Annotated in this window: 14 protein-coding genes; 7 read left to right on the forward strand and 7 right to left on the reverse strand. The window is 70.8% G+C overall.

What is annotated here, in order from left to right; genetic code table 11:
- Positions 1-6 precede the first annotated feature (6 nt).
- The 6 genes from R3E98_18155 to R3E98_18180 form a co-directional block, all read right to left on the reverse strand.
- Positions 7-279, reverse strand: coding sequence for a thioredoxin family protein (locus R3E98_18155; protein MEZ4425328.1), 273 nt, complete (start codon positions 277-279; stop codon positions 7-9).
- Positions 279-608: an autorepressor SdpR family transcription factor gene (locus R3E98_18160; protein ID MEZ4425329.1), complete on the reverse strand. Its 330-nt coding sequence runs from the start codon at positions 606-608 to the stop codon at positions 279-281. The genes R3E98_18155 and R3E98_18160 overlap by 1 nt, the downstream gene beginning before the upstream one ends.
- Complete coding sequence (locus R3E98_18165; GenBank protein ID MEZ4425330.1) at positions 605-1303, reverse strand: hypothetical protein; 699 nt, start codon at positions 1301-1303, stop codon at positions 605-607. The genes R3E98_18160 and R3E98_18165 overlap by 4 nt, the downstream gene beginning before the upstream one ends.
- Positions 1304-1454: 151 nt before the next feature.
- Positions 1455-2972 carry a tripartite tricarboxylate transporter permease gene (locus tag R3E98_18170; GenBank protein ID MEZ4425331.1) on the reverse strand — a complete coding sequence of 506 codons (1518 nt, stop codon included), beginning with the start codon at positions 2970-2972 and terminating at the stop codon, positions 1455-1457.
- A complete protein-coding gene (locus R3E98_18175) occupies positions 2960-3421 on the reverse strand; it encodes a tripartite tricarboxylate transporter TctB family protein (protein MEZ4425332.1) in 462 nt (153 codons plus the stop codon). Before R3E98_18175 ends, R3E98_18170 begins: the two co-directional genes overlap by 13 nt.
- Positions 3418-4398, reverse strand: coding sequence for a tripartite tricarboxylate transporter substrate-binding protein (locus R3E98_18180; protein ID MEZ4425333.1), 981 nt, complete (start codon positions 4396-4398; stop codon positions 3418-3420). The genes R3E98_18175 and R3E98_18180 overlap by 4 nt, the downstream gene beginning before the upstream one ends.
- A gap of 314 nt (positions 4399-4712) precedes the next feature.
- Here R3E98_18180 and R3E98_18185 point away from each other — a divergent pair, with 314 nt between their 5' ends.
- The 7 genes from R3E98_18185 to R3E98_18215 all read left to right on the forward strand — a co-directional run bounded on the left by R3E98_18185 (position 4713) and on the right by R3E98_18215 (position 11251).
- Positions 4713-4874, forward strand: a complete 162-nt coding sequence (locus R3E98_18185) for a hypothetical protein (protein ID MEZ4425334.1) — start codon at positions 4713-4715, stop codon at positions 4872-4874.
- Between the two features lie 31 nt (positions 4875-4905).
- Positions 4906-5238 (forward strand): metalloregulator ArsR/SmtB family transcription factor, encoded by a 333-nt coding sequence (locus R3E98_18190; protein ID MEZ4425335.1) that lies wholly within the window; start codon positions 4906-4908, stop codon positions 5236-5238.
- A gap of 59 nt (positions 5239-5297) precedes the next feature.
- The gene (locus R3E98_18195; GenBank protein MEZ4425336.1) at positions 5298-6179 is read left to right on the forward strand and encodes an arsenite methyltransferase; all 882 of its coding nucleotides are present in this window, start codon (positions 5298-5300) and stop codon (positions 6177-6179) included.
- A gap of 37 nt (positions 6180-6216) precedes the next feature.
- Positions 6217-6981, forward strand: coding sequence for a metallophosphoesterase family protein (locus R3E98_18200; protein MEZ4425337.1), 765 nt, complete (start codon positions 6217-6219; stop codon positions 6979-6981).
- Positions 6982-7014: 33 nt separating this feature from the next.
- A complete protein-coding gene (gene arsB, locus R3E98_18205; protein ID MEZ4425338.1) occupies positions 7015-8133 on the forward strand; it encodes an ACR3 family arsenite efflux transporter in 1119 nt (372 codons plus the stop codon).
- 103 nt (positions 8134-8236) lie between these two features.
- Entirely contained in the window at positions 8237-8512 is a 276-nt protein-coding gene (locus R3E98_18210) for a type II toxin-antitoxin system Phd/YefM family antitoxin (GenBank protein ID MEZ4425339.1), read from the forward strand.
- Between the two features lie 3 nt (positions 8513-8515).
- Positions 8516-11251, forward strand: a complete 2736-nt coding sequence (locus R3E98_18215; protein MEZ4425340.1) for an ABC transporter permease — start codon at positions 8516-8518, stop codon at positions 11249-11251.
- 16 nt (positions 11252-11267) lie between these two features.
- Here the strand turns inward: R3E98_18215 and R3E98_18220 are convergent, their stop codons facing one another.
- Positions 11268-12182: a metallophosphatase gene (locus R3E98_18220; protein ID MEZ4425341.1), complete on the reverse strand. Its 915-nt coding sequence runs from the start codon at positions 12180-12182 to the stop codon at positions 11268-11270.
- Between the last annotated feature and the right edge of the window lie 54 nt (positions 12183-12236).

The raw sequence follows: 12236 nt of genomic DNA on the forward strand, positions 1-12236 counted from the left end.
AGCGCCTCAGTCCGCCGAGCCGTCGAGCGAGGCGAGGAAGCGCTCGATCATGGCCGGCGTCAGGACGATGCCCGTCAGGGTGCGTCCGTTCGCGACCAGGGCGGGGATCGATCGGATGCCCGCTTCGCGTGCCCGATCCCGATGGGTGAGGAACTCGACCTTGGTCACCTCGATGTCCGGGTGCCGACGGAGGACCTTCCGGAGGGCGAGCCCCGAGATCCGACAGCGCGGACAGATCGCGGAATGGAAGAAGACGATCGCGTTCCCGCTCTTCTCCATCACGCCTCCCGTCGGCGCAGCGTGGAGCGCCCCTGTGCCGGACGCTTCACACCCGACGCGGCGGCTCCGATCCCGAGTGCCCCGGCAAAGCCCAGCAGCGCGTCTTCCAGGACGGACAACCGGACCCGGTAGTAGATCGTCCTTCCCTCCTTCTCGGCTTCGATCAGCCCTGCCTCCTGCAGCACCGAAAAGTGCGCGGACATCGTGGGCTTCGAGACGGGGAAGTGGTCCGAAAGCTCGCCTGCGGTCCGGGCCCCGTCGCGCAGCAGCTCGAGCACGCGGCGGCGGGTGGGATCCGCGAGCGCCTTGAACACCTTGTTGCTCGTCATTCCACCTGCCTCCAGGGGGCGACGTTCATCCAGACGATGGCGCCGAGCGTGCTCAGCACCACCGCGAGGCCAGCGAGCCGGAGCACGCGCACCGCGAAGGCGACCTGCGCCGTCAAGGAAGCGAGCGCGACGGCAAGCCCGAGGACCACGACGGTCGTGCCCACGAACCGACGCGCGACCGTCACCCGCTCCGCGTGTCGACGCGGGAGCAGCGCCAGCGGCGTGAGGATCTTGGGGAGGGCGTTGCCGACCCCGATCAGGACCACCCCGTAGAGCCCTCCGATGACGCGCCGCTCCACATCAGGAGGGAGCGGAGGCCCGCCGAGGCCCGACCAGAGGTCGAGTCCGAGGATCACGGTCTGGCGCACGCCCAGCGCGAACACGAACAGGGTGGCGGCCGACAGGAAGTAGCGGCGCACATCGGACGGATCTCCCGTGCCCCGCTGCCGAACGCCAACCAAGACCCATCGATACCACAGCGCCAGGCCCAGCCACAGCACAGGAAGCAGCAGGCCGGCCACGAGCCAGCGGCGACCCTGTTCCGGGGTGGTGAGCGCGTTCCCCAGGGCGAGGACTCCGACCAGCGCCATGACCAGGGGGACGCCCCGGCGTTCGCGGAGCAGTCCCCGAAGCGAGTGATCGGGCGCGGTCTTCATAGTTAGATGATTAGCTAAATGTCGATCGATGTCAAGCATGGCGACCGTCGCGTACGGTGGCCGACGGAGGATGGGGGGCCGGTCGAAGCGCGGAGCGGGAGGTGGGCCGGGACGTACGCGCCCGTCGGCCCGGGCGCGGCGGGTTCGGGAACGGGGCCCCCGGCCCCCGCCGTCCCGCCGGCAGGGTCTTCTAGTCGTTCTCGCCGGTGGCCATCGCCTGCCGGAGTCTGGCCCGCCGCGCCAGGAACATCGGCGCCACCAGGCTCACCACGGCCAGCACCCACAGGGTCACCGCGATCGGGGAGCTGAACAGGATGCCCCACTCGCCTCCGGACAGGAACATGGCCCGGCGCAGGCTCTTCTCCATCAGCGGACCCAGCACCAGGCCCAGGATCACCGGCGCCAGCGGCATACCCGCCTTGCGCATGGCGTACCCGACCACGCCGAACCCGGTCATGAGCACCAGGTCGAAGGCGCTCTGATTCACCGCATAGACCGCCACGAAGGAAAGCGCGGCCACCGCGGGCAGCAGGAACCAGCGCGGCACCGTGAGCGCCCGGACGAAGACCCCCACCAGCGGCAGGTTGAGCAGCAGCAGGAACACGTTGCCGACGTACATGGACGCGGCCAGGCCCCAGAACAGGTCCGGCTCCTCCGTGATGAGGAGCGGACCGGGCGTGACGCCCAGGCCCATCAGGGCACCCAGGAGCACCGCGGTGGTGCCGCTGCCCGGCACGCCCAGCGTGAGCAGCGGGATCATGGCGCCGTTCGCGGCCGCGTTGTTGGCGGACTCGGGCGCGGCCACGCCGCGGATGTCGCCCTTCCCGAACGTGCCCTCCCGGTCGGACACACGTTGTTCGGTGGAGTAGGCGAGGAAGGAGGCGATGGTGCCGCCCGCGCCGGGCAGCACCCCGACCAGGAAGCCGAGCACGCTGCCGCGGAGCATGCTGCCCAGCGAGGTGACGAACTCCTTGGCGCTGATCATCACGCGGCCGAAGGAGCGGGTGACGGCCTGACCCCGGTCCGTGTCCTCGAGGAGCTGCAGGACCTCGCTCACGGCGAACAGCCCGATGGTCACGACGACGAAGTCCATCCCGTCCAGCAGCTTGATCTGCCCGAACGTGAAGCGGGGGACCGAGCTGTTGGGATCGAGTCCCACCGTGGCGAGCAGCAGACCGAACGCCGTGGCCGCCAGCCCCTTGATGAGCGTCCCGCTCGACAGGCTGGAGAGAGCCGCGAACGCGAAGATCATCAGGGCGAAGTATTCGGCCGGCCCGAAGCGGATGGCCCACTCGGCCAGCAGCGGAGCGAACAGCACGAGGAAGAAGATGGACACGGTGCCGCCGAAGAACGACGCGATGGCCGCCATCGCCAGCGCCGGGCCGCCCCGCCCCTGTCGGGTCATGGCGTTGCCGTCCAGCGCGGTCACCACCGCCGACGCGGTGCCCGGCACGTTCAGCAGGATGGTGCTGATGGAGTTGCCGTACTGGGAGCCGTAGTAGATCCCCGCCATGAGGATCAACGCGGACTCGGGGCTCATCCCCGTGGCGAAGGTCAGGGGGATGAGGATCGCGATGGCATTGATGGGACCGATGCCCGGGAGCATGCCCACGAACGTGCCCACGAAGACGCCGACGAACGCCAGCAGCAGATTGACCGGCTGCAGCGCGACGCCGAAGCCGCCGACGAGGTGGCTCAGCCCATCCACAGGGCCTCCCAGACGCGGCCGAGCGGGAGCTGCAGGTCCAGCGCCCAGACGAAGAGGTACCAGAGCACGGCCGACAGCGCGGTAGCGGCGCCGAGGCTCTTGAGCCAGGGCCCGTCGAAGAGCAGGGACAGCGCCGTGACGGTGATCGTGGTGGCGACGACGAAGCCCAGCGGCGCCAGGAGCGCAGCATAGACGAGGAACGCGAGGACCGCCCCCGCCATGCGCAGCAGCACGGGTCGTTCCGGCCACCGTCCGGCCGAGCCGGGTCGGAGCAGGAGAAGGACGCCCGACAGCACGAAGACCGCGGCCGACAGCAGCGGAAGCGCCTTGGGACCGACGGGGTCGGTGAGGAACAGGACGTCGAAGGTCATGGCCTGCGCACCGACGGCCAGCCCCAACAGAATCAGGACGAGACCCGTGACCCGGTCCGCGCGGGTGGAAGCGGTCACCGGATCAATCCGATCTCACGGGACATCGCGCGGAAGTCGCGCACCTCCTGCTTCACGAACGCGTCGAACTCATCGCCCACCATCAGGTAGGGCTCCCACCGATTCTGCGCGCGGGCGGCTTCCCATTCGGGGGTGGCGGCCATGCGCGCGAAGACGTCCACCCACTCCTGGTAGCGTTCGTCGCTGATGCCGCCCGGCGCGAAGAAGCCGCGCCAGGTCACCCAATCCACGTCGACGCCCGACTCGCGGGCGGTGGCGACGCCGGTCAGCACGCCGCCCAGGCGGTGCGGCGCCAGGACGGTGATGGGCCGCATGCGCCCGGCCTGCACCTGACCAAGGATCTCCGAGACCTCGCCGCTGAACACCTGCACGAAGCCGCCCAGGAGTGCGGTCATGGCTTCGCCACCGCCGTCGAACGGCACGTAGCGGATGGAACGGGGGTCGATCCCGGCCCGGTGCGCGAGGAGCAGCACCTTCATGTGGTCCTGACCCGCGGCGGCACTCCCGCCGCTCACGGCGATGCGCGTGGGGTCGGCGCGCCAGGCGGCGAGCAGGTCGTCCAGGGTCTGCCAGGGGGCATCGGCCGCCACGGCCAGCACACCGTACTCGGCGCCCACGGCGCCCACCCAGCGCACGTCGTCCTCGTCCAGCCGCCCCCACTGGCCCTGTCCCAGCAGGAGGGTCGTGCCGGGGCTGGCCGCGAACAGCACGTTGGGGTCCCGGTCCCGCTGAGCCACTGCGTGGGCGTAGGCGACGCCCCCGCCGGCCCCGGGCATGTTCAGGGTGCGCACCGCGCCCGGGCTCAGGCCCAGCTCGCCCATCACCATGCCCGCCGAGCGGCACGTTCGGTCCCAGCCGCCGCCCACGTTGGCCGGGGCGATGCACTCCCAGCCACGCGCGCCTCCGTCGGGGAGACAGGCGCTGGAGAGGATCGCGAGCGCGGCGATCCACGCCCGGGGCGCTGCTCTCCGGTCCATGACGTCTCCCTGTACGGGGCGGTCCTCCCCGGGGGGCGGGTTGGGCCGGGGCACAGTATGGGGTGGGGACCGGGTCAGGACGAGGGGGGCGGGATCGGCCATCTCCGCGGGCACCGGGACCGCCGTCGCTCGCACTGCGCCAAGGCCACCGACGGCCCACCGGACCGCCCCGGTTGCCGAGCCGCTCAAGGCTGGACACGGGGCAGGAGCGCATTGATCGGTATGAAGCAGTGGCTGCAATCGGTATGACGCAACCATAGCGACCGGTATTCTGCAACCGTCAGGCCTCCGTGACTCCGGGTGGAGCCGAAGGCGTGGTCGCCGACGGGGGGCAGCGCTTCGTGGTGACGCGCCACGGGAACGAACTGGCGGCCATGGTCCTGCTCCGAGCCGCCTCGCTCCTGGAGCGGTTGCGGGAGCTGCTGGAGAAGCGGGACGTCGACGTCCGCGAGAACGCTCCTCCCCCACACCCTTGACCTATCAACATTCATTGATACATTATCGCCCATGCCCACCACCACCCCATCCGCCGAAGCCCTGCTCCTGCGCTTCCAGGCCGTGGCCGAGGAGACGCGCTTCCAGATCGTGCAGCTCCTCTCCGACGGGGAGCGCTGCGTCTGTGAGCTGCAGGACGCGCTGGACGCGGGCCAATCGCGGCTGTCCTTCCACCTCAAGAAGCTCAAGGAGGCCGGTGTGGTCTCCGACCGGAAGGAAGGGCGGTGGGTCTACTACGCCCTGGAGCCCGGTGCGCTGGAAGAGATGCGGGCCTTCCTGGGTGAGGTGAAGCCGGACCAGACGTGGCGGGCGCCCAGCCGTTCGGGCGGGTCCTGCTGCAGTTAAGTGCAACCTGCCTTTTTATTTACCCTAATACATCAACCGCTGTTGATATGGAGAGACCGATGAGCCAGCCGACCACCACGGGCCAGGAGGTCCGGGAGATCGTTCGCGAGAAGTACGGGGAGGCCGCCAAGCGGGCGGCCAGTGGCCAGAAGGGGAGCTGCTGCGGGACATCGTCCTGCTGCGGACCGGACGCCACCGACCCGATCACGCGGGACCTGTACGACTCGGTGACCGCCTCGTCGCTGCCGGAGGCGGCGGTGCTGGCCTCGCTGGGGTGCGGCAACCCGACGGCGCTGGCCGAGCTCTCCCCGGGGGAGGTGGTGCTGGACCTGGGCAGCGGAGGCGGCATCGACGTGCTGCTCTCGGCCAAGCGGGTGGGCCCCAGCGGCAAGGCCTACGGTCTGGACATGACGGACGAGATGCTGGCCCTGGCCCGGAGGAACGCCGCCGAGGCGGGCGCGGAGAACGTGGAGTTCCTGAAGGGCGAGATCGAGCACATCCCGCTCCCGGACAACAGCGTGGACGTGATCATCAGCAACTGCGTCATCAATCTCTCGGCGGACAAGCGCCAGGTGTTCCAGGAGGCGTTCCGGGTGCTGAAGCCCGGGGGCCGCTTCGCCGTCTCCGACGTGGTGGTGCGGGGCGAGGTCCCCGACGACATGCGTCGCAGCATGGAGCTCTGGGTGGGCTGCATCGCCGGTGCGCTCGAGGAGAGCGAGTTCGAGACGCTGCTCAAGGAAGCCGGCTTCGAGGACCCGAGCCTGGAGCCCACGCGCATCTACGAGGTGGAGGACGCGCGCGCCTTCCTGGAGGAGTCGGGGCTGGACGTGGACGCGTTCGCAGCCGCCGTCGAAGGTCGGTTCATGTCCGCGTTCGTGCGGGCGTGGAAGCCGTTGGCGGAGGCGGCGGAGCCGTGTTGCGGGCCGGGCTGCTGCGACTGAGCCGTATCCCACCCGTGCGCAGCACGAGGAGCCGGACATGAGGATCGCCCTCATCAGCGACATCCACGCCAACCTGCCCGCCCTCGAGGCGGTGCTGGCGGACATCGATGCCCGCGCCGACGTGGAAGCCGTCTACCACCTGGGCGATCTGATCGGCTACGCGCCGTGGCCGAACGAGGTCGTGGCGCTCCTGCGGGAGCGCGGCGTCCCCGGTACCGCGGGCAACTACGACTCCACCACGGCCACGGACCATGCGCACTGCGGCTGCCGCTACGAGGATCCGCGCCAGGAGGAGCTGAGCCACGTCAGCTACGCGTGGACGCGTGCGCACGTGTCGGCGGAGACGAAGGCGTGGCTCGCGACGCTGCCGTTCCGTCTCGACATCCGTCCGCTGGGCGGCCACGCGGCCGGACCCACGCTCACCCTGGTCCACGGCAATCCGGTCCTCAACACGGTCTACTGGACCGAAGACCGCTCGGACGACTTCTGTCGCAAGATGGCGCAGCGGCTCGCCGCCAGGGCCGGTGACGTGATCGCGTTCGGCCACACCCACAAGCCGTGGCACCGCGTCGTGGACGATCTCCACTTCGTGAACACGGGCTCGGTGGGCCGGCCCAAGGACGGCGACTGGCGGGCGGGCTACGCGCTGCTCGAGATGGACGGCACGCGGGTGTCCGTGCAGTTCCCGCGCGTGGAGTACGACCTGCGCCGAGCGACCGAGGCCATCCGGCGCAGCGAGCTCCCGGATGCCTTCGCACACTACCTCGAAGTCGGCGGCGCCGTCCCCTCGACGCCGGCCTGAACCCACCTCCCTCAGCCCACCCGAGCACTCGCCATGTCCCGACCCGCGGCCGGACGCCGCCTGTCGTTCCTGGATCGCTTCCTGACGCTGTGGATCTTCGCCGCCATGGCGCTCGGCGTCCTGCTGGGCGCGCTATGGCCGGACGGCGTCCGCCTGCTGAACGAACGCACGCAGGTCGGCACCACGTCGCTCCCGATCGCGATCGGGCTCATCCTGATGATGTACCCGCCGCTGGCCAAGGTGCGCTACGAGGAGCTGGGCGACGTCTTCCGGAACCGCCGCGTGCTCGGCCTCTCGCTGGTGCAGAACTGGGTGATCGGGCCGGTGCTGATGTTCGCGCTGGCGGTGCTCTTCCTGCGCGACCGGCCCGAGCTCATGACCGGTCTGATCCTGATCGGGCTCGCCCGCTGCATCGCCATGGTCATCGTCTGGAACGAGCTGGCCGACGGAGACAACGAGTACGCGGCCGGTCTGGTGGCGTTCAACTCCATCTTCCAGGTGCTGTTCTACGCGCTGTATGCCTGGATCTTCCTCACGCTCCTGCCTTCCGCGCTGGGCCTGGGCGCCGTCGTCGTGGACGTCACCATGGGAGAGATCGCCACGAGCGTCTTCATCTACCTGGGCGTCCCGTTCCTCGCCGGAATGGCGACGCGCGCGCTGGGGCTGCGCCTGAAGGGCGCGGAGTGGTACCGCGATGTCTTCGTGCCACGCATCGCTCCACTGACCCTGGTCGCGCTGCTCTTCACGATCGTCGCGATGTTCTCCATCCAGGGCGGCGCCATCCTGGCGCGTCCGTTGGATGTTGTTCGCGTCGCGGTCCCGCTGCTCCTGTACTTCGTCGCGATGTTCGCACTCACGTTCTTCATGAGCCGTAAGGCGGGCGCGTCCTATCCGCAGACGGCCACGCTGGCCTTCACGGCCGCCTCCAACAATTTCGAGCTCGCCATCGCCGTGGCCGTGGCCACCTTCGGGCTCGGCCACGGGGCCGCCTTCGCGGCGGTCATCGGGCCGCTGGTGGAGGTCCCGGTCCTGATCGGCCTCGTGGGTGTGGCGCTGCGCTGGCGGCGACGGTGGTTCCCGTCCGACGCGCCCGCGATCGCGGGGGTGGCCACCTGTGCCGTTCCCGCGGGGGTCCACGCCCGCTCGGAGTAGGGTCGGAGGCCCACCGGGGCCCCATCGGCTTGACCAATTTGTACAAAAGTTGCATTCTGTGCAGACGGGGTGGAGCCCCCAGCCGAACGCACGGAGTGAGGTCATGGACGAGCCGGAACAGCGCCCCCGGGAGATCTCGGCGGCCGAGGCGCGCAAGAACCTGGCGGAGGTGGTGAGCCGCGCCGCCTATGGCGGTGAGCGCTTCGTCGTGACCCGCCACGGGAAGGGGCTGGCCGCCATCGTGCCCCTCGAGGACGCCGCGCTGCTCGACCGACTACGGGCGGCGCTCGCCCGGCGGGACGTCGAAGCTGCCTTGGAAGAGATCGCCCGCGAGGGTGCGATCCCCTGGGACGAGGTGCGCCGCGACCTGGATCTCTGAGCGGTGGCCGTCCGGATCTCGATGGCTCCGGCGGCGGCCGCCACCCTGCGCGGTCTTCCCCGGGGCCAGCGTCGGGCTCTCGCCGCTCGGATCGACGAGCTCTCCCGGATCGGCCTGCCGCCCCGCGCAGCAGACGGTGAGCCCATCGATATCCCGGCGGGCGATCACGTGCTGGTCGGGCTGCCGGACGAACGGGGGACGGCGCTGGTGGTGCTGGCCATCCACGCGCGCACGCGGGGTTGGGCAGGGGTGGTGGACGTGGCCCGGCGTATGTCCGGGTCCTGGCGTGGAGGAGGGGGCATGGGTGGATGGGTGCGGGACCTGAGGCGGGCAGCGCGCAGCCTTTCACGGGCGCCGGGCTATGCAGTGGCGGCCGTGCTCACGCTCGCGCTCGGCATCGGAGCCGCGGTCGGGGTGTTCAGCGTCGCCAATGGCGTGTTGTTGCAGCCGCTGCCGTACGGCGATCCCGATCGCGTGGTCACGGTGTGGAGCCGCTGGGTGGACTTCGACCAGACCTGGGTCTCCTACGAGGAGTACCTGAACTACCGGCAGCAGAATCGCACGCTCGCCGACGCGGCCCTGTACTTCACGTCGTCGCACACCTTCACCTCCACGGAGAACCCCGAGGAGGTCCGCTCGGCCGTGGTCTCGCCCAACCTCTTCTCGGTGCTGGACGTGGCTCCGGCCCTCGGCCGGGCGTTCACGTGGGAGGACGGCGACACGGAGGCTCCGGTCGTCCTCCTCGGGCACGACGTCTGGCAGAGGCGCTTCGCTGCCGACCCGGCCATCGTGGGGCAGGACGTGCTGATCAACGGTCTGCCGTTCACGGTGCTGGGCGTCATGCCGGCGGGGTTCCGGGTCCCGGAGGACTACGGATCCTCCGCACCCAGCGAGGTCTTCTTCACGACGGCGATCGAGCGCGACGCGCCCGTGCAGGTGCCGCAGAACGGCGGCAACCACGGCTACTTCATGGTGGCACGCGTGGCGGACGGGGCCGGCCTGCCGGAGGTGGAGTCCGACCTGCGCGCCATCGCCGGCCGCCTGGAGGCGGAAGGCATCTATCCACCCGAATGGGGCTTCCGACCGGTGGTGCTGCCCGTCACGCGCGACGTGGCCGGTGACGCGGCCACCACGCTGCCCCTCCTCCTGGGCGCCTGCCTGCTGGTGCTGCTGATCGCGTGCGGGAACGTCGCCAACCTGACGCTGGCGCGCGGGGACGGACGCGGTCGGGAGGTCTCGGTCCGGCGCGCCCTCGGAGCGGGACGGGGTCGCATCCTGCGGGAGCTCCTGACGGAGAGCGCCGTGATCGCCCTGGCGGCCGGCGCGCTCGGCACCCTCCTGGCTGCCGTAGGGGTGCGGCTCCTGCTGGGGCTGAGCCCCGCCTCGGTTCCGCGCAGCGCCTCCGTGGGCATCGATCCCACGGTCCTGCTGTTCGCGCTCGTGGCCTCCGCGCTCGCGGCCATCCTCACCGGCTGGTATCCTGCGCGCGCTCTCGCCCGCAACGACACGGCGGCGGCCTTGAGCGCGGAGCGCGGCGCCGGCGGAGCCGCCCGCGGGAACCGCATGCGCGGTCTCCTCGTCGCCGCTCAGATGGCGATGGCCGTGGTGTTGCTCACCGCGTCCGGACTCATGATGCGCACCTTCGCCGGGCTGCTGCAGGTGGACCTGGGCTTCGTGACCGAAAACGTGCTCACCGCCCGCATCACCACGCCCTCCGCATCGTATGCCGAGCCGGAGGATGTGGCCCGCTTCTGGGAGGATCTCCTCACGCGCGTCCGCGCGCTGCCCGGTGTGCGCGAGGCCGGTGCCGCGCGCCTCCTGCCGCTGGCCTCGGAGATGGGAGACGCCGGCTTCAATGTCGTCGGCCATGTCACGCCTCCCGGGCAGTCCACGCCGGCCGAATGGCAGTTCGCGACCCCGGGCTACCTGGAGGCCATGCGGATCCCGGTGTTGCGGGGCCGTTCCTTCGGGCCGGACGACCGGCGCGACGCGCCGGCCGCGATGTTGATCAACCGCGCCGCCGTCGAACGGTACTTCGCCCCGGGCGAGGAGCCGCTCGGCGCGCGGGTCGCCACGTTCGCGGGGGACACCGCCACGATCGTGGGAATCGTGGGCGACGTGCGCCACAACGGGATGACAGCCGACATCAAACCGCGTTGGTACCGCACGCCGGCGCAGATCACCAGCGCGGGCACCCTGCGGCGGCTGACCCTGGTGGTGCGCAGCGAACGGGATCCGGCGGCACTGATCGAGCCGGTACGCGCGGCCGTGCACGACATCGATCCGCGGGTGGCGCTGGCGGATGTGCGCACGCTGGAGGAGGTCGCAGGCTCGGCGCTGGCGCAGCCGCGCTTCGCGCTCGTGCTGCTGGGGGCCTTCGGCGCGTTGGCGTTCGCGCTGGCGTTGATCGGGATCTACGGTGTGCTGGCCTACGCGGTGAGCCGCCGCACGCAGGAGATCGGTCTGCGCATGGCGCTGGGAGCCGCGGCACCGGACGTCCTGCGGCTCGTGGTCGGCGAAGGCCTGGGGATGGCCGTTGCCGGGGTGTCGGTGGGCGTGGTGCTGGCCCTGGCGAGCACGCGGGCCATGGACAGCATGTTGTACGGCGTGGATGCCCAGGATCCGACGACGTTCGTGGTGGTGCCCCTCGCGTTCGTGCTCGTCGCGGCGGTGGCGTGCCTGGTCCCGGCGCTGCGGGCCGCCCGCGTGGATCCGGGCGTGGCGCTACGACACCAGTAGCGCGGCGGGCGCGACCTCAGACGGAGCGGGGCCCGACCGTGTAGCCCGCACCGCCCACCGCGACGACGCCCCGCTCCTCGAACGTGACGTCGATGCGGCCCAGCCGCACCCCGCCCCACCCCACCTGGTGCACCAGCGTGGACGATCCGTCCGGATGGGTGTGCAGGACGGGCGCATCCAGGAAGGTGTGGGTGTGCCCGCCCAGCACGATGTCCAGACCGGGCACCTCGGTGGCCAGGCGGAGATCGCTGGGGCGGTCCCCCCGGTACTCGTGTCCCAGGTGGGACAGGCACACCACCAGGTCGCACGCTTCGTCGTGGCGGAGCACGTCCACGGCCTGCCGCGCGGCGGCCAGCGGATCGGTGTAGCGCACGCCTTCGTGGTTGTGGTCGAGCACCAGTCCCCGGAAGTCGATCCCGAGCCCGAAGATCCCGATGCGCAGGTCGTCGACCTCCCGGATCCGCCACGGCTCGACGTGTCGGGCCAGACGGGGATCGTCGATCTCGTAGTTGGCGCACACGAGCGGGAAACCGGCGTGCTCCAGCATCGACACCAGCCCGTCCACGCCGTTGTCGAACTCGTGGTTGCCGAGCGTGCTCATCGCGTAGCCCAGCTCGGTCATGGTGCGCATCTCCACCTCTCCCCCGAAGAGGTTGAAGTACGCGGTGCCCTGCACCATGTCGCCGGAATCCAGCAGGAGCACGTTCGGCTCCTCCGCGCGGATCCGCTCCACCAGCGACGCGCGGCGCGCGACGCCGCCCAGATCCGACATGGGACCGCCGTCCGCCGGGAACGGGTCGATCCGGGAGTGCGTGTCGTTGGTGTGGAGCAGCACGAGCCGCCGCGCCTCCTGGCCCCGCGCGAAGGCGGGCAGGAGCAGCGTACCGGCGGCGCCGGTGCCGAGCGTCCGTACGAAGCGGCGCCGCCTCATCGGCCGGCCATCCGGATGCGGCCGGGTGGGGCCGCCGTGAGGGTGCCGAGCTCG

This window comes from Gemmatimonadota bacterium (genome assembly GCA_041390125.1).
Lineage (GTDB): Bacteria > Gemmatimonadota > Gemmatimonadetes > Longimicrobiales > Gaopeijiaceae > JAGQIF01.